Raw genomic sequence first — 18,936 nt, 5'->3', positions numbered from 1 at the left:
CTATCGCGCCCGTTCCGGGACATCGATGTTAGCACAGTTGCGGCGCCCCTGCGCCGCGCAATCCTGTACCTTCCGTATATCGGCCATCGTGCCAAGTAGCCAGATTCCGGCGGCGACCAGTACCGCAAAGAAGCCGAGCAGCACGGCATTTTCGATCCAGCGGTTGCCCTCGTCCTCGGGCGGCTCCTGCCGCCCGTCGCCGCTCCCGCCCATCGCCTGGCTCACGTTTCCGGCGGGTAAAGGTGAACGTCACCGCAATAATCGACGACCCGATAGCGTCGTTCCCCGGCCTCTTCACGTTCGTGGGAAGATGACTGCGACAAATAGCTCGGGCCGATCGGCGCCTTGCCGTGGCCGCCGGGGATGTCGAGCACATAGTCCGGCTGGCACAGGCCGGAGACGCGGCCGCGCAGGGTGCGCATCAATTCCTGCCCGGCCTCAATCGTGGTGCGCAGATGCGCGGTGCCGGGCGCGAGATCGCCGTGGTGCAGATAGTACGGCTTGATCCGGCACTCGACGAAGGCGCGCATCAGCGCCTCGAGGGTTTTGGCATCGTCGTTAACGCCGCGCAGCAGCACCGACTGGCTGACCAGCGGGATGCCGGCATCGGCCAAGCGGGCGCAGGCCGCGCGAGCGCTAGCCGTCAGCTCGCGCGGATGGTTGGCATGGACCGCGATCCATGTTGTCGCGCCCGCAACCCGCAGCGCGGCGACCAGGTCGGCGTCGATGCGCACGGGATCGGCGACCGGCACGCGGGTGTGGATGCGGATGATCTTCACATGATCGATGCCGGCGAGATCGGCCATTATCTCGGACAGCCGGCGCGGCGACAGCATCAGGGGATCACCGCCGGTCAGGATGACCTCCCAGATCTCCTGATGCGCGCGGATGTAGTCCAGCGCCGCGCGATAGGCGTCGTCTGATAGTGCCGAGGCCTTGCCGGGCCCGACCATTTCCCGCCGGAAACAGAACCGGCAATACACCGCGCAGACATGCACCAGCTTGAACAGCACCCGGTCCGGATAGCGGTGCACGATCCCTGCGACCGGCGAATGCGCGTCGTCGCCGATCGGGTCGGCGTTCTCGCCCGGCTGCTCGACGAGCTCGGCCGCGCTGGGGACGAACTGCCGTGCGATCGGATCATCCGGATCGGCCGGATCGATCAGCGCGGCGAGTTCCGGCGTCACCGCCACCGCATAGCGCGCGGCGACGCGCTCCAGCTCGGGCAGCGCCTCCACCGGCGCGAGGCCGGCATCGAGCAGCTCGCGCGGTTGCCGCAGCGTTGCCGCCAATCTTCGATCGATCTTGTTCATGTCTCTCCTGCAGGCGGTGTCCAGACCACCTGGTCAATCCGCGGCGCGCCGCTCGCCAGCATCACCAGCCGGTCGAAGCCGAGCGCGACGCCGCTCGCCTCCGGCATCTGGCCGACCGCGGCAAGGAAATCCTCGTCGAGCGGGTAGCGCTCGCCGTAACGGCGCGCCTTCTCGTCCATCGCGGCGGTGAAACGATGGCGCTGCTCGGCGGCGTCGGTCAACTCGCCAAAGCCGTTGGCGAGTTCGACGCCGCAGGCATAGATCTCGAAACGCTCGGCGACGCGCGGATCACCCGCCTTGGTGCGCGCCAGCGCCGCTTCTGGCGACGGATATTCGAACAGCACGGTCAGGCGTCCCTGCCCCAGATGGGGCTCGACATGCTCGACCAGCACCTTGCTGAAGATATCGGACCAGGTGTCGTCGTCTGCAATCCGCACCCGCTGCTTTGCCGCCGCCGCCAGCGCCGCGCGGTCGCCCTCGTTGGCTGCGATCGTCGCCAGCAGATCGATCCCGGCAAACCGCTCGAAGGCGGTGGCAACAGTCAGCAGCTCCGGCTCGGCGAAGGGGTCGGCTACCTTGCCGCGGAACGAGAACCGTCCGATCCCGGTGGCCTGCGCGGCATGGGCGATCGCGACCACGGTGTCGGCCATGATCGCGTCATAGCCCTCGTTGGCGCGATACCATTCCAGCATGGTGAATTCGGGCAGATGCAGGTCGCCGCGCTCGCGATCGCGGAACACCCGCGCGAACTCATAGATCCTCGGTTCACCGGCCGCGAGCAGCTTCTTGCAGGCGAACTCCGGCGAGGTGCGCAGATAGCGGGTCGCCGTCGAGCCGTCCGCCCGCAACAGCTCGGTGCGCGGGGCATGCAGATGCGTCTCGTTGCCCGGCGAGACCTGGAGCACACCCGTCTCGACCTCGGCAAATCCCTGCTCCTCAAACCAGGCCCTCAGCGCCTTGGTGATCGCGGTCCGCGCCAGCAGGAATTGCCTGCGGTCGCCGAAGCGCGACGGTGTCCACCATGGCGAGGATTGGCCGTGCTCCGTCATCGCCGCACGGCTCCTGCGGATTCGACATCAACGCGCCGCCAATTCCGCTTAAGAAGCGAGCACAAACCATTGACTCTGAAAGTATTTATGACTGTCACGATCTCGATCTCGTGCCCCATGGGCGCTGCCCCATCCCTTCATGTCGAAAGATACCGGCGTTGTCCATGTGCGCGATGGACTGAACCGGACCGGCTGCCCCGGCGTCCCATCTGCAACCCACGGACAAGGGAACGCGACGATGTTTGGCCGACTTCCAGGATTGGTGCTGCTGTTCGCTCTGGCCCTTGCCGCGCCGGCCTACGCCGACGGGCCCCGCCAGCGAGTTCAAGCGGGTCAGGGATGCGAAGGTCATCACCTCGCCCGACGGCAAGTTGCGCGTCGAGCAATATGCGCGCGACATGGGCGATGACGGCATGCTGTTTCAGTTCTGGACCTTCGACCGCGCCCGCAAGAACGCTTTCCCGCTGAATGAGGGCGAAACCACCGACCAGGCCGGCTATCAGGCCGGCTTCCGCTTCAGCCCGGACAGCCAATGGCTGGTGCGGATGCAGAAGATCGGCTCCGGCACGCAGACACTGCACCTCTACAAGCGCAGCGGCGACCGCTTTGCGGCGGCGACCAACAAGCCGCTGGGCGATGCCGCCTGGGACTATTTCTTCACCCAGCCCGCCGCCAAGGTCGTTCGGTACGACCCCCAGGACCCCTATTCGCTCGATCATATGCAGGCGGGCCTGATCAAGGGGCTCGAGGACAATTATGCCTGGCTCGGCCAGCACTGGCCCGACAGCCGCTACCTCGTCATCGGCCTGTCGTTCGACATTCAGGGCGAGGACACGCCGTTCCCCTGGGTCGAGGACTGGCGCTGCCTCTACGACCTGAAAACCGGGACCTTCTCGGTTCCCGAGGCCTTTGCCGAGCACAACGCCAAGGCGTGGAAAACGCCCGATCCGGACCGGAAATCGCGCTGATCGCCGCGATCAGAACGGTTGGCAACCTGCCAAAATCGGCCGCAAAAGACTGGCATCTCAGGGACAAATCAGTATGTTGCAGCCCGAAATCGCCGCCATGGCCGAGGGGCTGGCGACCCGGTTTGCGCTCCCGGCTTCCCAAATTCAGGAAAACACCTTTGAAAGTCATCGCCAGTTCCATCCGCAAGGGCAACGTCATCGAGCAGGACGGCCGGCTCTATGTGGTCCTGTCCGCCGAGAACATTCATCCCGGCAAGGGCACCCCGGTCAGCCAGATCGAAATGCGTCGCATCGGCGACGGCGTGAAGGTCTCGGAGCGCTACAAGACCACCGACCAGGTCGAGAAGGCCACGGTCGAAGACCACAACTTCAACTACCTTTATGAGGACGGCGACGGCTTCCACTTCATGAACGCCGAGAACTACGACCAGGTTCAGGTCTCCAAGGAGATCGTCGGCACCTCCGCGCCGTATCTGCAGGAGAACATGACCGTGAAGCTCTCGATGCACGAGGGCAATCCGGTCGCGATCCAGCTGCCGCAGCGCGTGACGCTCGAAGTCGTCGAGACCGAGCCGGTCACCAAGGGCCAGACCGCCTCCTCGTCCTACAAGCCAGCCGTGCTCTCCAACGGCATCCGCACCGGCGTGCCGCCGCACGTTTCCACCGGCACCCGCATCGTGGTGATGACTGAAGACGGCTCGTACGTCGAACGCGCCAAGGATTAAGCCTAACGCGCGATGGCGGCTGGTTAACCTTCATCGCGCTTCAGCATCTTGTTTAGGCACGATAGCTGCGGAAAACCGCTACACTGGTTTCCGGATCATGGCTTAGTCTCTCCTGCGATTTCGCAAATGGGCCGAGGGGTGCAGTGAACAGGAAGGTTGTCAGCTTCGTCAGTTGCTGGCTGGCAACCGTTGTCTTGCCTCTTCCCGGCGCTTCCGCCGACGAATTCAGGACGCCGTCGATTTCGGCCATGCGGGTCGAATGGCGCGGCGTGCTCGACCAGCTGCGGCTGGAGATCAACGCCCGCCCGGCCATAGCCCCGGGCTTCACCTTCGCGAGCCAGCGCCGCGTCCCCGCCTCCGATCCGCGTTCGCTCCCCGCCTTGGTGCAGCTCAATGCGGTGACATCGCAAATCTTCCCCGGGATCGCGCGTAGCCCGATCCCCGTGCTGTTGCCGTTCGATACCGCAAACTATCTCGAAGCGCGGCAGGACGGCGCGCCGGCGAGCCTGTCGGTGGCGCGCTATCAGGCCGACTTCCGCCCGGCCGATGTCTTCCATGCCGGCGGCTCCGGCTACGATGCCGTGTTCTCGCTCGAGCCGGGCGCCGGCGACGGCATGCCGCCACGGACCTTCGCAAAGCCGGTCGAGGTGCAGATCTCGGGCTCGGTGCTGGTCTACGACCTTGCCGACCGCCTCGCCGGCAAGGGCGAGCCGGTCAAGGCGCTGGCCGGCACGTTTCCGGACCTGCGCCGCTTCATCCGCGAAGGCTATGTCCGCTACGCCTTCACCCGTTTCGGCATTCCCTATGTGGTGTCGATCCAATGCCTCGACAGCGTGCCGCGGCCGAAGCGGCTGGCCTGCCGCGAGGCCTACCCCGTCGCCGAACGCTTTCTGAAGGCGCTGCGCGTCACCGGCGGACAACCGTCGCGGCCGCGCAACGACATCACCTCCGACGTCGCGGAGCGGCCGGCAGCGGCCTCATCCGATTTCACCTATCGCCCGAGCGGCGACATCATCGCGGGCAGCGGCGCGCGCAAACAGGGCGGGCATGCCGACGTCACGGTCTATTCGCAGATCCGCTTTCCGCTCGAGCAGGCGCCGGCCTTTGCGCATTCGCAATCCTTCGCCAAGCGCAAGGCCGGTGCGCCGGTCGACGAATATCCCTGGCAGGACAATTTCTGCGAGGCGCGCAGCTTTGAGGTCGGGCAATGCGCCAGCGGCTACGGCCATCAGGGCCAGGATGTCCGCCCCGGCGCGTGTCCCGTCGACAGCAAGGATGGCTGCGACCCCAGGCAGCAGGCGGTGGTCGCGGTGCGCGACAGCATCGTGATCCGCTCACAACAGCAGCAGGCCGCGACGCTGCAGGTCAATACCCGCACCGAGCACATCCGCTTCCGCTACATGCACATGAATCCGACGGTGATGGATGGCGACGGCCTGCTCAACGGCCGCCGCGTCGCCGAGGGCGAGAAGATCGGCGTAGTCTCGAATTATCTCGACCATCCCAACGGCACCTCGCGGCACCTGCATTTCGACGTGCAGGTGTTCACCCGCGACGGCTGGATCTGGGTCAATCCCTACATCACACTGGTGTCGGCCTATGAGCGGCTGATCCGCGGCCGCGGCCGTGAGATCGGGCCGGAGCCGCCGGCAGCGGCCGCCGTGGCGCACGCTTTGCCCGACGACGTCATGCGCAACATCGACACCCAGGAAGGCGGCGGCAATTAGCGCGGCCGCGCTGTTGTCACACCGTCAGTCGAGCTGCATTGCGGCCAGGACCTCCTTCACGCGCTGCTGGCCTTCGGCAGACAGCGGCATGACCGGGAGTGGAGGCTGCGCGTGGATGCCTCTGAGATTGGCCATCGCGTAGGCCACGCGAATGCTCGAGAACGTCTTGAACAGCTCCCAGACCGGCTGCAGGCGCGCGTCGAGCCGTCGCGCCTCTGCGGCATTGCCGCTGGTCGCGGCACGAACGATCTCGAGGCAGATCCCGGGGAAAACTCCCGCGAGCACGCTGTACCAGGTGTCGCAGCCGGCCAGCAGCGCTGCAGTGCAATTCCAGTCGGCGCTGTAGCCGAGCGAGAAGCCGGCCGTTGTGGCCGCGCGCAATTCCGCGAGATGGCCTGGTACGGTAGCCGCATCGAGCGCAGGGCTCTTCACCGCCACGATGCCATCGACGCGGCTCAACCGACCGATCAGCGCCGGCGTGAAACGAAAATGCGTGGTGCCTGGATTGTCATAGATGCAAATCGGCAACCCGCTTTCGCGCGCCACCGTCTGGAAATGATTGAACACCTCATCATCGGTGAGCGGCGTGTAGGAGACGGCCGCCAGCAGCCCCGCGGCCGCGCCAGCATCGCGCGCCTCCTGGGCCAACCTCACGGTGTCGTCGGTGCGGAGCGAACCGATGCCGACCAATATCGGCGTGGTCCCTTCCGCCAGGCGAACCGTCGCCTGAACCGCACGCCGCCGCTCGTCGCGAGACAGATACGGATAGGAGCCGGTGCTTCCGAGCAGCCCGATCGAATCCACTTTCGCGGCAAGCAACGGTTCGACCAGCGCCCGGAGCGCGCCGACGTCGACCCGTCCATCGCGATCCGACGGCGTGATGGGAAATGCGGATAGTCCCTTCAGATTGGTCATCGGTCTATTCCTCTGCAGCGGCGCATGCGTCGGTGGGCTTCTGAACAAAACTCATAGCGCGGTCGACCCGGTTCGAGGTGATCCAGTTTCGATCAATCTCGGTGTACCAGCCGCTTCTCGCCGCACCGCGCCCTGTGGGCGCCTCCCGCGCGTCATGGCGGCAATCCGTCGCGGCGGAATGTCACGGCAAGGACGCCGGCAAGGTAGTTGATTGCGGAACCGATTCCATCCCCGTTAATAGACGCTGGTGTATCGCAGATGCCAGCTCGGGCGGAACCAACTGCATGCTCTCAACCTTCACCTGGTACTTCCTCTCGCCAAAAGGTCGCATCAGCCGCCAGGAGTTCGGCCTCGGGCTGTTCGGTCTCATTCTGGTCGACATGCTGGTCGTGCGTATCGGGCTCAAGTTCGACTCCGCGCCGCGCTACTACGACACCCGGCCGCCGCCGGGTCACGACATCTCCGTCCTCCACCTCCTGCTGATCGCCTCATTGTGGCCGATCGTCGCCATTCTGGTGAAGCGGCTGCATGACCTCAACGTCTCCGGCTGGTGGGCGCTGACGATCCTCGGCGTTCCTCACCTCGCCAGCGCGCTGCACGTCAAGTACTGGGTGCTCTATCTCGCGATCGTCGCGACGCTGGGCGTGCTGCCGGGATCGCGGGGCGACAACCGGTTCGGCGTCGACCCGCTGGCGCGCGCAGGTATTTAGCCCCCGATCACGAACAGATCATTCGAGCATCGTCGTCAGCTGCGCGCCCTCGTCGGCCACAAACACGGCGATCAGCTCCGCCGGCTCCGTGGCGCTCGCATTGGCGGAGATCACGTGGGTCGAGCCCGGCGGTTCGAAGAAGGACTGGCCGACCTTGAAGGTCTCGACCGGCCCGCCGCCGAGCTGGGAGCGGATCTCGCCCTTGGTGATGTAGGCAGTCACCGAACCGGAATGGCGATGCGGCGGGGTAAAGCCGCCGGGCCCATAGAAAACGCGCACCACCGTGACGCGCTTGCCCGCCACGTTGGGCAGCGCGTGCGAGGTGATGACCTCGACCTTGTCGAGCGGCGACGCCGCATTCGCGCTCGCGCACAGCGGCGCGATCGCCGAGGAGATGGTGTCCATCGAGACCGGCACCGCCTTGCCGATCGCAAACGCGCAGGCGAGGCCCGCGATCACGGCCAGCGCCACCGAGCGCGGCGGCTGTGCGAAAGGAGCCGTCATTGTCGCTGCCATCGAGGTCATTGGTGGTTCTCCCTGTTTCCCGTTGTTCAATCCATTTCGCGCGCCGACCTTACGACGCGGCTGCGTCCGCCTGCTGCCGGCGCGGCGGCGGCGTCCAGCGATAGGCGGCGCCGAACCGGTTCCAGACGTTGATCGAGGCGATCGCCGAGGTGAGATAGGTCAGCTCCTGCTCGGAGAATTGCGCAGAGACCTCCGCATAAATCTCGTCGCTGACGCCGTTCGGCAGCGTCGTCAGCGCCTCGGTCCAGGCCAGCGCCGCGCGCTCGCGGGCCGAGAATTGCGGCGCCTCGCGCCACACCACGACGAGGTTCAGCTTGTCGGTGGGCACGCCGAGGCTCTCGCCCTGCAGGATGTGATACTGCACGCAGAACGCGCAGCCGTTGATCTGCGAGGCGCGCAGCTTGACCAGTTCGAGCAGCTGCTTGTCGAGGCCGGCCTTGGCCGCGAACTGTCCGAGCGCACGCACCGCGGCGAACACGTCGGGGGCGAGCTTCTCGAAATCGATGTATTCCTTGCGCGCATGTGACATCGGGGCGGCCTCATGTTATCAGTGTTCTGAGATATTATCAGAGCACTGATATGATGGGCAAGACGCAGGCATCGGCAAGGGCAGCAGCGGGCGGCATGGCGGCAATGCGCAAACGAGGGAAAGCGGCCGGCAAGGCCGCAGCGGCACCGGCACCGAGCGCGGAAACCATGCTCGCCGTCTCCGTGCCGCCGCCCGGCGAGGGCAAGCGCGGCGAACAGGGCTACCTCGCCTATCTGCTGCGCCAGGCGCATGGCGCCTCGCGGCTGTCGATGGAGCGCGCGCTGGCGCGCCTCGGCGTTACCTCGCCGCAATTCGTGGTGCTGACCATGCTGAAGGCCTATCCGGGGCTGTCAGGCGCTGATCTGGCGCGGGTTGCGATCCTGACGCCGCAGACCGTCAGCGTGATCATCAAGAACCTCGAGCGCGACGGCGCGATCCGCAAGACGCCGCACCCGGTCCACGGCCGGGTGCTGCAGTGGACGCTGACCAGCCATGGAACCACGCTCTTGGAAAAATGCCGGCAGATCGCCAAGGCCCAGGAGCGGCGGCTGGCGGCCAGCCTGGATGCCAAAAGCGAGCGCGTGGTCCGGCAATGGCTGTCAAAAATCGCCACAGATTTGCAGGATAGCTAGACTAGAGCATGACCCGGAAAAGCCGGTACCGGTTTTCCGACAAGGTCATGCTCAAATAGTGATTCTGCGGCGTCGTGGCTTTTGGCTCACCCCATCGGCGCCATTAAGCTGGCCATATGAAACAGCCTGATTCTCCAAAGTCCCCCACCCGCCGCGCCGTGCTGAAGGCGGGCCTTGCGGCCGGCGCCATGCTGGCCGATCCGTTTGGGGCGCTGGCGGCCACGCCGCCCGGCTTCGATCAATGGCGCGAGAATTTTCGCGCCCGCGCGGCCGCGAAGGGCATCTCGGACGCGACCTGGAATCGCTGCATGGGACGGGTCGAGCCCGACATGAGCGTGTTCCGGCAGATGCGCAACCAGCCGGAATTCCACGAGCAGATCTGGCAGTACATCAACCGCCGCGTCTCCGACTGGCGCGTGATCCATGGCCGCGAGGCGCTGAAGAAGAACGAGGCGCTGTTCGCGCGGATCGAGCGCGACTTCGGCGTCGAGCGCGGCACGCTGCTCGCGCTGTGGGGCGTTGAGTCCGCCTATGGCGATCCCTTGGTGCAGCAGAACCACATGACGCCGGTGTTTCCCTCGCTCGCCGCGCTCGCCTGGAACGAGCCGCGGCGCAAGGCCTATTGGGAGACCGAGCTGATCAACGCGATGAAGATCGTGCAGCGCGGCTGGAGCACGCCCGACGAGATGAACGGCTCCTGGGCCGGCGCGATGGGCCATTCGCAATGGATGCCGGAGGTCTGGCTCAATGTCGGCTTCGACTATGACGGCGACGGCAAGGTATCGCCGTTCGGCCGGCCCGACGACGCGCTGGGCTCGACCGCAAAGTACCTGATCAACCGCGGCAAGTGGCATCGCGGCGAGCACTGGGGCTACGAGGTGCGCGCCTCCGGTGGCGGCAGCGGCAGCCGCAGCTATGCGGCCTGGGCGAGCGCCGGCGTCGTCAGGGCCGACGGCCAGCCGTTCCCGCAGCCAAATGCCTCGGCGCAGCTCTGGATTCCCGTGGCGGGCGGCCCCGCCTTCCTGCTCGGGCCGAACTTCTATTCGGTGAAGAGCTACAACCCGTCGATGAACTATGCGCTGGCGATCTGCCATCTCGGCGATCGCTGCCTCGGCGCACCGCCCTTCATCCAGCCGTTCCCCGGCTCGGAACGCGCGCTGACGCTCGCCGAAGTGCAGGAGATGCAGACGCGTCTCACCAAGGCCGGCTTCGACACCGGCGGCACCGACGGCCGCGTCGGCAACGACACCATGAAGGCGATCAAGGACTTTCAGACCAAGGCGGGCCTCTTGCCCGCCGACGGCTATGGCGGATTGAAAGTGCTGGCGCGGCTCAGGCAGGGCGGCTGAGGCGCGGCGTCACGCCCGCGCGGTCACGATCCAGATCGCGCCCGGCAGCAGCACGGCGTCACCCTTCGCAAACGGCGTCAGCGCCTCGCGTATCGATGCGGTGGCGGCGGCGCGGACGTCGTCGGGGTGCCCGTCCAGCGCACGGCTGGCTGGACCGATCTCGAGCGCGCTCTGCACCGCCGCATCGATGCCGCGCCCGGTCGCGATATCGAGCTCGACCCGGCACGGCTCCATGGCGATGCGCGAGAATCCGGCTTCGCTCAGGATCCGCGTCACCCGCGCTTCTGAGGCGAAGGCGAACGGACCAGGATCCTCGGGGCCGACCGGCGGCATTTTCGGCACATGCTGATAGACCGCCTGCAGCGGCGCCATGAAGAACGGATTTTCGCGCGGCTCCTGCCAGCAGACGAAGGCGAGCCGCCCGCTCTTTCGCATCGCCTTGTGCAGATTGGCGAACGACAACACCGGATCGGCGAAGAACATCACGCCGAAGCGCGAGGCCAGCAGGTCAAAACTTTCCGGCGCGAACGGATACACGGTGGCATCGGCGAGCGCGAATTCGACCGGCAATCCGGACGGCACGCTCTGCCGCGCCCGCGTCAGCATCGGCTCGGAGACGTCGACGCCGAACACCCGGCCGTCTGGCGCGACCTTCGCCGCGAGCGCAAAGCTCGAGGCCCCGCTGCCGCAGCCGACATCGACGACGCGCTCGCCGGCTTGCGGCGCTGCGCGGTCGACCAGGAGATCGAGCACCGGCTTGAGCACGATGTCCTGCGCGGCCTGCCGCTTCGCCCAGCGCTCGCCGCCGGGGCCGTTCCAATAGGCGATCTGGTCGGCGTTGTGCTCGTGGCCCTGGGACGTATCCATCAGCAGGTCTCTTTGGTCGCGGCGCGCAGCATCGGCATCACCTGGTAGGTGAACCCGGCATTGGCCTTGGTGACGGGATCGTTGGCGACGATGTCCTGCGGATCGGCATCGTCGGGCAGTTGCAGCACGCCAAGGCCCCAGAGGCCGGCGGGATCGGCCACGGGGCCGAACACCAGCGCCTTGCCGGCGCGCAGCAGCTCGCCGCAATAGGCGACATGCGCCTGCATGATCGCGGCTTCCTGCGGCGTGATGTCCTGCGGAAAGGTCGGACGCGGACCGGTCAACCTGCAGACGTAGTACTTCATCGAGCTGGCCCGGAGCGCGAGGTCAATTGGCGGCGTTGGCGGGCTTTGCGTGCTTCGGCGCGGCCGTCTTCGCCGCGGACTTGGCCTCCGACCTGGCCTCGGCCTTGGGCGGATTTTTTGCCGCGCTGTCGGTGCGCGCAATGCCCCATGGATCGGCCTGCTTCTGGTCCGGCACATTTCCGAGCGAACGCTGGTAGGCGCGCTGGGCGCGCTGCTCTTCGGCCTTCTGCGCCTGCGTCTTCTCCTTTTCCTCTTCGCGATACTGCTGGATGTGGTCCTGCGCCAAGACAGGTCCGGCGATCAGGGACAAAAGGAAGGCGACGGCGATGATGCGCATGGATCAAGTTCCCGGTTGTGCAACGATCATATCATCTGCGCGAAAACAATGACGAGAGTCGGACAAGGAGAAAGTCCGCCTACGCTCTTCGAGCTTCGCTGCGACAACCCTCGCCCGCGATAGAGCAAGTGGCAATTGTTCCGGCGAAGGCTGGCCTGCCGAGCCGTAGCCCGCAGGGCGAAGGCTGGTGGGCGGTGAGAGGATCGAACTCCCGACCAATGGTGTGTAAAACCAGTGCTCTACCGCTGAGCTAACCGCCCCTGCCTTGTCGCGCCTCTTTAGCCTCGCCCGCCCCCGCCGCGCAAGGTGGCCGGCTCAATCGGCCGGGCGCCCCGGCACCCCCGCGAGATCGTTGATCCACGGCGCGGCCGAGCGGCACCAGATTTGCCGCTTCGGGGATAGCTGCTCGCGCTGGCGGATGCTGCCCCAGCGGATGCCCCAATCGTCGGGCCCGCCGACCTCGCCGCTGGTGAACAGCGGTGAGCCGCACTCGCCGCAAAAATGCTGGAAGCGGATTTGGCCGTTGTCGCCGCGCTTGCCGTAGACCTTTGGCGCCCGTCCGGTCAGCCGGACCTGCTCGCCGGCGCAGATCACCGTGACCCGATAGGGCGAGCCGGTCAGGGTCTGGCAGTCCGTGCAATGGCAGATCGATACGCGTTCGGGATCGATCTCGGCCTGATAGGTCACGGCGCCGCAGTGGCACTGCCCGTCGATCTGCATCGCGTGTCCCTCCTCCTGTCTCCGCTCCGGGAAAATGGTGTCCTCGCCGGCCCGTTCCACGCCGCCGGTTACCGCGAACGGCCATCCCTGGTATCCCGAAATGGGATTGTCTGGGATACCAATTCGGGATATCCGGGTAGAATCCGAGATTTCACTGTTTTCCGCAGGCCCGCGCATGTCCCAGATGCTCCAGATCCACGACCAGCTGCGCGAGATGATCCTTTCGCTCGACCTCGGCCCGGGCGAACGGCTGACCGAGCGCTGGCTGGAGAGCCGCTTCGAGGGATCGCGCACGCCGATCCGGGCCGCATTGGTGCGCCTCGAGGGCGAAGAGCTGGTGCGCCGCGACGGCCGCAACTGGATCGTGGCGCCGATCGATCTCGGCGAACTCGAGGCACTGGCCGAATTCCGCCTGCCGTTGGAGACGACTGCGGTCCGTCTCGCCTGCGCGCGCGCCGGTGAGGCCGATATCGCCGCGATCGAGGCGATGCTCGACGCCTGCCAGTCGGGCGCGCCGCGCGAGGAATGGCACCGCGTTGGCACCGATTTCCATGTCGAGATCGCGCGCCTCTCCGGCAATCCGTTCATCGTCAAGGCGATCGCTGGCGCCATGACAAGGCTGTCGCGGGCGCGCTGGCTGGAGGTGTGGACCGAGCCGTCGCGCGAGCAGGCCTGGGCCGAGCACCGGCGCATCCTCTCATTCATCAAGGCGAACGATCCGGACGCCGCGGCGCGCGAGGCGGCCGATCATATCCGCGACACCCGCGACCGCCTGCTGCGCTCGCTGAACGAGGACCGCCGCGGCCTCAAGGCGCGCGGCTTCGCCGTGATCGGGCTGCGCTGACATGGATGCTCACGTGAACATTGAGATCGACCGCGAGGCGGCGCTCGAGGCCGGCCCGTGGAAACGCAACCTGATCGTCTGCGTGGTCGGCTCCTTCACCACCATTGTCGGCATGACGCTGCTGCTGCCGTTCCTGCCGCTCTATGTCGAGCAACTCGGCGTGTCGGATCACGCCGCCATCGTTCAGTGGTCGGGCATAGCTTACGGTGCCACCTTTTTCTCGGCCGCGCTGACCGCGCCGCTGTGGGGACGGCTCGCCGACCGTTACGGCCGCAAGCTGATGCTGATCCGCGCCAGTCTCGGCATGGCGATCGCGATGTCGCTGATGGGCATGGCGCACAATGTCTATGAGCTAGTCGGGCTGCGGCTCCTGACCGGCCTGCTCGGTGGCTACGCCTCGGGCTCGACCGTGCTGGTCGCGGCGCAGACGCCGAAGGCGCGCTCGGGCTGGGCGATCGGCGTCTTGTCCGCCGGCATCACGGCCGGCAGCCTGGTCGGGCCTCTGGTCGGCGGCATCCTGCCGCCTTTGATCGGTATCCGCGCCAGCTTCTTCCTGATCGGCGGCGTCATCTTCATCACTTTCCTCGCCACCACCTTCCTGCTCCGCGAGGGACCACGGCCGAAGACGGCGCGCGGCAGCAAAGCGCGCGGCGGCTGGGCGCTGGTCCCCGACAAGCGGCCGCTGATCGCGATGTGGGTAACAGGCCTGCTGCTGATGATCGCCAACATGTCGATCGAGCCGATCATCACGGTCTATGTCGCGCAATTGGTGGAAGCGCCGCAGGTGACGTTCGTCGCCGGCCTCGTGATGTCGGCGGCGGCGTTCGGCAGCCTGCTGTCGTCATCGCATCTCGGCAAGCTCGCCGATCGCGTCGGCCACTGGCGCATCATCATCATCTGCCTCGCAGTCTCGGCGGTGCTCTTGATCCCGCAAGCCTTCGTGACCAGCGGCTGGCAATTGATCCTGCTGCGCTTCCTGATGGGCCTGGCGCTCGGCGGCCTGCTGCCCTGCATCGCCAGCGTGATCAGGCACAACGTGCCGGATGCGGTCACCGGCAGCATGCTCGGCTATTCGGTGTCGGCGCAATATGCCGGCCAGGTGATCGGCCCGCTCGCCGGCGGATTCGTCGGCGGCCATATCGGCATGCCAGCGGTGTTCCTCGGCACCAGCGTGCTGATGGCGCTCGGCGCAATCGGCAATTGGATGGTCGAAGGGAAGCGCTAGCCGCGTGAAACGAAAACGGCGCCCGAAGGCGCCGTTTGATTGCTTGTCGAAAGAGCTCGCTCAGTGCGCCGTCAGGCCGCTGGCTTCATCCGAAGCGTCGGGCTTGACGTCGACCTTGGTCTCCTCTTCCCAGACGATCGGCGTCGGCACGCGGGTCAGCGCCTTGGCGACGACCTCGTCCAGCCGCGAGACCGGGATGATGTCCATGCCGCCCTTGATCGCATCGGAGATCTCGGTGAGATCCTTGGCGTTGTCCTCGGGGATCAGCACCGTCTTGATGCCACCGCGTGCGGCAGCCAGCAGCTTCTCCTTCAGACCGCCGATCGGCAGCACACGACCACGCAGCGTGATCTCGCCGGTCATCGCGACATCGTGGCGGACCGGAATGCCGGTCATGACCGAGATAATCGCAGTGGCCATCGCCACGCCTGCGGACGGACCGTCCTTCGGCGTTGCGCCCTCCGGCACGTGCACGTGGATGTCGCGGCGATCGAACATCGGCGGCTCGATGCCGTAGTTGATCGCGCGCGAGCGGACGTAGGACGCCGCCGCCGAGATCGACTCCTTCATCACGTCGCGCAGATTGCCCGTGACGGTCATCTTGCCCTTGCCGGGCATCATGACGCCTTCGATGGTCAGCAGCTCGCCGCCGACATCGGTCCAGGCAAGCCCCGTGACGATGCCGACCTGATCTTCGCTGTCGATCTCGCCGAAGCGGTACTTCGGCACACCGAGGAACTCCTCGATGTTCGCCTCGGTCACCTTCACCGACTTCTTCTTGGAGATCATCAGCTCCTTCACCGCCTTGCGGGCGAGTGTCGAAAGCTCACGCTCCAGGTTGCGCACGCCCGCTTCGCGGGTGTAGCGGCGGATCATCAGCAGCAAGGCCGCGTCGTCGATCGACCATTCCTTGGAGTCCAGACCGTGCTTGGAGAGCGCGGACGGGATCAGGTGCTTGCGCGCGATCTCGACCTTCTCGTTCTCGGTGTAGCCGGCGATCCGGATGATCTCCATGCGGTCCATCAGCGGGCCCGGAATATTCAGCGTATTCGCGGTCGTGATGAACATCACGTTGGACAGGTCGTAGTCGACCTCGAGGTAGTGGTCGTTGAACGTCGAGTTCTGCTCGGGGTCCAAAACCTCGAGCAGCGCCGACGACGGATCGCCGCGGAAATCGGCGCCCATCTTGTCGATCTCGTCCAGCAGGAACAGCGGATTCGAGGTCTTCGCCTTGCGCATCGACTGGATGATCTTGCCGGGCATCGAGCCGATATAGGTGCGGCGGTGACCGCGGATCTCGGCCTCGTCACGCACGCCGCCGAGCGACACGCGCACGAACTCGCGGCCGGTCGCCTTCGCGATCGACTTGCCGAGCGAGGTCTTGCCGACGCCGGGAGGTCCGACCAGGCACAGGATCGGTCCGGTCAGCTTGTTGGCGCGCGACTGCACCGCGAGATACTCGACGATGCGGTCCTTGACCTTCTCGAGCCCGTAGTGATCAGAGTCCAGCACCGCCTGCGCGGCCTCGAGGTCCTTCTTGACCTTGGACTTCTTGCCCCACGGAATCGACAGCAGCCAATCCAGATAGTTGCGCACAACGGTCGCTTCCGCGGACATCGGCGACATCTGGCGCAGCTTCTTGAGTTCGTGCTGGGCCTTCTCGCGCGCTTCCTTGGAAAGCTTGGTCTTGGAGATCTTCTCCTCCAGATCGGCCAGCTCGTCGCGACCTTCGTCGTCGCCGAGCTCCTTCTGGATCGCCTTCATCTGCTCGTTCAGGTAATATTCGCGCTGGGTCTTCTCCATCTGGCGCTTGACGCGCGAGCGGATGCGCTTCTCGACCTGCAGCACCGAGATCTCGCTCTCCATCAGGCCGAGCACCTTCTCCAGGCGCTGCGTGACGGACAACGTCTCCAGGATGCCCTGCCGGTCGGCGATCTTCACGGCTAGGTGCGAGGCGACGGTGTCGCCGAGCTTGGCGAAATCGGTGATCGCCTGAACAACGCCGACGACCTCGGCGGAGATCTTCTTGTTCAGCTTCACATAGTTTTCGAAGTCGGACACGACCGAACGCGCCAGCGCCTCGGCTTCAACCGAGTTGGCGTCGGTGTCTTCGAGCGCGACCGCGGTCGCTTCGTAATACTCGCTGCGGTCGGAATAGCTCTGGACGCGCGCACGCTCGAGCCCTTCGACCAGCACCTTCACGGTGCCATCGGGCAGCTTCAACAGCTGCAGGACGCTGGCAAGTGTACCGGTCTCGTAAATCGAGTCGGGTGCCGGATCGTCATCGGACGCGTTCTTCTGCGTCGCGAGCATGATCAGCGCGTCGTTCTTCATCACCTCTTCGAGCGCGCGGATCGATTTCTCGCGGCCGACGAACAGAGGCACGATCATGTGCGGGAAGACGACGATGTCGCGGAGCGGCAGCACCGGATAGGAATGGCTTTCGCCGTGGATAATCGTTGGCCGGGGTTTGGAAGTCGTCATGGCCTAATCCTCTTGTTTTGCCCCCTTGCACGCAGCCCGCGCTCGCGCAACCGCCACAAGGTGCCTTGATGATCCGGAATAAGTAAGGCGTCTTGGGCCGCTCTTTTTCCGTCTCGTGAAGCGACGAATCTCAACACATGAGGCCCGTCACCGATAGCATTAGGTGGCTATCGGGCACAGGGGAGTCAAGTCTGAGAAGTGCCCGGAAATTCAGGGCTAAACAAGCATTTGCTGCTGCGCGAAACTAGCGGCGCGGCGACATGACAGCGGCTGCCGGAACGACCGGCAGCCGTGCATTTTTGGCAAGGCTTTGGCGCGCGCGCTCAGGCGCTGGCGCTGCTCTCGACCGCACGGTCGGAACGATCCGCGTAGATGTAAAGCGGACGCGCCGTTCCCTCGACCACCTCGCGCGAGATCACGACTTCCTCGACGCCTTCGAGCCCCGGGAGGTCGAACATGGTCTCGAGCAGGATGCTCTCCAGGATCGACCGCAGGCCGCGGGCGCCGGTCTTGCGCTCGATCGCCTTGCGGGCGACCGCGCCAAGCGCCTCGTCGGCGAAGGTCAGCTCGATGTTCTCCATCTCGAACAGGCGCTGGTACTGCTTGACCAGCGCGTTCTTCGGATCGGTCAGGATCTTCTTCAGCGAGGCCTCGTCGAGGTCTTCCAGCGTCGCAACCACCGGCAGACGGCCGACGAATTCCGGGATCAGGCCGTACTTCAGGAGATCCTCGGGCTCGACGTGGCGGAAGATCTCGCCGGTGCGGCGATCCTCCGGCGCGAGCACCTGCGCCGCGAAGCCGATCGAGGTCGAACGGCCGCGCGCGGAGATGATCTTCTCGAGGCCCGAGAAGGCGCCGCCGCAGATGAACAGGATGTTGGTGGTATCCACCTGCAGGAACTCCTGCTGCGGATGCTTGCGGCCGCCCTGCGGGGGCACCGACGCCACCGTGCCTTCCATGATCTTCAGCAGCGCCTGCTGGACGCCCTCGCCCGACACGTCGCGGGTGATCGAAGGATTGTCCGACTTGCGGCTGATCTTGTCGATTTCGTCGATGTAGACGATGCCGCGCTGCGCGCGCTCGACGTTGTAGTCGGCCGCCTGCAGCAGCTTCAGGATGATGTTCTCGACGTCCTCGCCGACGTAGCCGGCCTCGGTCAGCGTCGTCGCGTCGGCCATGGTAAACGGCACATCGAGAATGCGCGCCAGCGTCTGCGCCAGCAGCGTCTTGCCCGAGCCGGTCGGACCGATCAGCAGGATGTTCGACTTCGCGAGCTCGACGTCGTTGTGCTTGGTCTGATGGTTAAGGCGCTTGTAGTGGTTGTGCACAGCAACCGACAGCACCTTCTTGGCATGGCTCTGGCCGATCACGTAGTCGTCCAGCACCTTGCAAATTTCCTTCGGCGTCGGGATGCCGTCGCGCGACTTCACCAGCGAGGACTTGTTCTCCTCACGGATGATGTCCATGCAGAGTTCGACGCATTCGTCGCAAATGAAGACAGTCGGTCCGGCAATCAGCTTGCGAACTTCATGCTGGCTCTTGCCGCAGAACGAGCAGTATAGCGTGTTCTTGGAGTCGCTCGTGCCGACCTTACTCATCCATTATCTCCGTCCGCCGTTCGATCTCGTTTGCCAGATCGACCCAATCCGGCACCAAACCGGAGCTTTTGGGTAGATAGAGCAAATTCCGTACCAAAAAAGACCCTACGCAAT

At 65.5% G+C, this 18,936-nt stretch carries 20 protein-coding genes and 1 tRNA gene; 8 read left to right on the top strand and 13 right to left on the bottom strand.

All coding sequences use genetic code 11. From position 1 onward, the window contains the following. From CI41S_RS29505 to epmA, 3 genes are read right to left on the bottom strand one after another with little or no spacing between them, the layout of a single operon-like run. Complete coding sequence (locus CI41S_RS29505) at nt 1-213, bottom strand: hypothetical protein (RefSeq protein ID WP_139862732.1); 213 nt, start codon at nt 211-213, stop codon at nt 1-3. Between the two features lie 8 nt (nt 214-221). Further along, nucleotides 222-1,313: a lysine-2,3-aminomutase-like protein gene (locus CI41S_RS29500; RefSeq protein WP_139862731.1), complete on the bottom strand. Its 1,092-nt coding sequence runs from the start codon at nt 1,311-1,313 to the stop codon at nt 222-224. Beyond that, nucleotides 1,310-2,362, bottom strand: coding sequence for an EF-P lysine aminoacylase EpmA (gene epmA / locus CI41S_RS29495; RefSeq protein ID WP_139862730.1), 1,053 nt, complete (start codon nt 2,360-2,362; stop codon nt 1,310-1,312). Before epmA ends, CI41S_RS29500 begins: the two co-directional genes overlap by 4 nt. A gap of 284 nt (nt 2,363-2,646) precedes the next feature. On the opposite strand from epmA, the gene CI41S_RS29490 reads away from it, so the two are divergent. The 3 genes from CI41S_RS29490 to CI41S_RS29480 all read left to right on the top strand — a co-directional run bounded on the left by CI41S_RS29490 (nt 2,647) and on the right by CI41S_RS29480 (nt 5,782). Further along, nucleotides 2,647-3,330 carry a hypothetical protein gene (locus CI41S_RS29490; RefSeq protein WP_139862729.1) on the top strand — a complete coding sequence of 228 codons (684 nt, stop codon included), beginning with the start codon at nt 2,647-2,649 and terminating at the stop codon, nt 3,328-3,330. Nucleotides 3,331-3,488: 158 nt separating this feature from the next. Beyond that, nucleotides 3,489-4,055 (top strand): elongation factor P, encoded by a 567-nt coding sequence (efp, locus tag CI41S_RS29485; RefSeq protein WP_139483241.1) that lies wholly within the window; start codon nt 3,489-3,491, stop codon nt 4,053-4,055. Between the two features lie 143 nt (nt 4,056-4,198). Then, a complete protein-coding gene (locus CI41S_RS29480) occupies nt 4,199-5,782 on the top strand; it encodes a peptidoglycan DD-metalloendopeptidase family protein (protein ID WP_139862728.1) in 1,584 nt (527 codons plus the stop codon). Nucleotides 5,783-5,806: 24 nt separating this feature from the next. Here the strand turns inward: CI41S_RS29480 and CI41S_RS29475 are convergent, their stop codons facing one another. Next, on the bottom strand, nt 5,807-6,697 hold the full coding sequence (locus CI41S_RS29475) for a dihydrodipicolinate synthase family protein (RefSeq protein WP_139483239.1): 891 nt from the start codon (nt 6,695-6,697) through the stop codon (nt 5,807-5,809). A gap of 284 nt (nt 6,698-6,981) precedes the next feature. Between CI41S_RS29475 and CI41S_RS29470 the strand changes: the two genes are divergently transcribed. Continuing rightward, nucleotides 6,982-7,407: a DUF805 domain-containing protein gene (locus CI41S_RS29470; RefSeq protein WP_139862727.1), complete on the top strand. Its 426-nt coding sequence runs from the start codon at nt 6,982-6,984 to the stop codon at nt 7,405-7,407. An 18-nt stretch (nt 7,408-7,425) separates the two neighbouring features. On the opposite strand, the gene CI41S_RS29465 is transcribed toward CI41S_RS29470, so the two are convergent. Beyond that, complete coding sequence (locus CI41S_RS29465; protein ID WP_139483237.1) at nt 7,426-7,932, bottom strand: cupin domain-containing protein; 507 nt, start codon at nt 7,930-7,932, stop codon at nt 7,426-7,428. 49 nt (nt 7,933-7,981) lie between these two features. Continuing rightward, complete coding sequence (locus CI41S_RS29460; protein WP_139862726.1) at nt 7,982-8,461, bottom strand: carboxymuconolactone decarboxylase family protein; 480 nt, start codon at nt 8,459-8,461, stop codon at nt 7,982-7,984. Nucleotides 8,462-8,514: 53 nt separating this feature from the next. Here CI41S_RS29460 and CI41S_RS29455 point away from each other — a divergent pair, with 53 nt between their 5' ends. Both CI41S_RS29455 and CI41S_RS29450 read left to right on the top strand, forming a co-directional pair. Continuing rightward, entirely contained in the window at nt 8,515-9,093 is a 579-nt protein-coding gene (locus tag CI41S_RS29455) for a MarR family winged helix-turn-helix transcriptional regulator (RefSeq protein ID WP_430642101.1), read from the top strand. A gap of 116 nt (nt 9,094-9,209) precedes the next feature. Then, nucleotides 9,210-10,442 carry a lytic murein transglycosylase gene (locus CI41S_RS29450; RefSeq protein WP_139862725.1) on the top strand — a complete coding sequence of 411 codons (1,233 nt, stop codon included), beginning with the start codon at nt 9,210-9,212 and terminating at the stop codon, nt 10,440-10,442. A gap of 9 nt (nt 10,443-10,451) precedes the next feature. Here CI41S_RS29450 and CI41S_RS29445 read toward each other — a convergent pair whose 3' ends face one another. The 5 genes from CI41S_RS29445 to CI41S_RS29425 all read right to left on the bottom strand — a co-directional run bounded on the left by CI41S_RS29445 (nt 10,452) and on the right by CI41S_RS29425 (nt 12,671). Then, nucleotides 10,452-11,309 (bottom strand): class I SAM-dependent methyltransferase, encoded by an 858-nt coding sequence (locus CI41S_RS29445; protein WP_139862724.1) that lies wholly within the window; start codon nt 11,307-11,309, stop codon nt 10,452-10,454. Next, nucleotides 11,309-11,614 carry a YciI family protein gene (locus tag CI41S_RS29440; RefSeq protein ID WP_139862723.1) on the bottom strand — a complete coding sequence of 102 codons (306 nt, stop codon included), beginning with the start codon at nt 11,612-11,614 and terminating at the stop codon, nt 11,309-11,311. The genes CI41S_RS29445 and CI41S_RS29440 overlap by 1 nt, the downstream gene beginning before the upstream one ends. A gap of 22 nt (nt 11,615-11,636) precedes the next feature. After that, entirely contained in the window at nt 11,637-11,951 is a 315-nt protein-coding gene (locus CI41S_RS29435; RefSeq protein ID WP_175607167.1) for a hypothetical protein, read from the bottom strand. A gap of 185 nt (nt 11,952-12,136) precedes the next feature. Further along, nucleotides 12,137-12,211, bottom strand: a tRNA-Val gene (locus CI41S_RS29430). A 55-nt stretch (nt 12,212-12,266) separates the two neighbouring features. Further along, the gene (locus CI41S_RS29425) at nt 12,267-12,671 is read right to left on the bottom strand and encodes a GFA family protein (RefSeq protein ID WP_139483400.1); all 405 of its coding nucleotides are present in this window, start codon (nt 12,669-12,671) and stop codon (nt 12,267-12,269) included. Nucleotides 12,672-12,846: 175 nt separating this feature from the next. Here CI41S_RS29425 and CI41S_RS29420 point away from each other — a divergent pair, with 175 nt between their 5' ends. Further along, nucleotides 12,847-13,515 carry a GntR family transcriptional regulator gene (locus CI41S_RS29420; RefSeq protein WP_139483232.1) on the top strand — a complete coding sequence of 223 codons (669 nt, stop codon included), beginning with the start codon at nt 12,847-12,849 and terminating at the stop codon, nt 13,513-13,515. Between the two features lie 13 nt (nt 13,516-13,528). Beyond that, entirely contained in the window at nt 13,529-14,740 is a 1,212-nt protein-coding gene (locus CI41S_RS29415; RefSeq protein WP_210242720.1) for an MFS transporter, read from the top strand. 60 nt (nt 14,741-14,800) lie between these two features. Here CI41S_RS29415 and lon read toward each other — a convergent pair whose 3' ends face one another. Continuing rightward, complete coding sequence (gene lon / locus CI41S_RS29410) at nt 14,801-17,224, bottom strand: endopeptidase La (protein WP_139483230.1); 2,424 nt, start codon at nt 17,222-17,224, stop codon at nt 14,801-14,803. 323 nt (nt 17,225-17,547) lie between these two features. Continuing rightward, nucleotides 17,548-18,822: an ATP-dependent Clp protease ATP-binding subunit ClpX gene (clpX, locus tag CI41S_RS29405; protein WP_024515407.1), complete on the bottom strand. Its 1,275-nt coding sequence runs from the start codon at nt 18,820-18,822 to the stop codon at nt 17,548-17,550. Nucleotides 18,823-18,936: the final 114 nt, after the last annotated feature.

The organism is Bradyrhizobium ivorense, assembly GCF_900696085.1.
Taxonomy (GTDB): domain Bacteria; phylum Pseudomonadota; class Alphaproteobacteria; order Rhizobiales; family Xanthobacteraceae; genus Bradyrhizobium; species Bradyrhizobium ivorense.
Note: the sequence above shows the minus strand (reverse complement) of the source record. Positions and strands in the feature narration are given on the sequence as shown.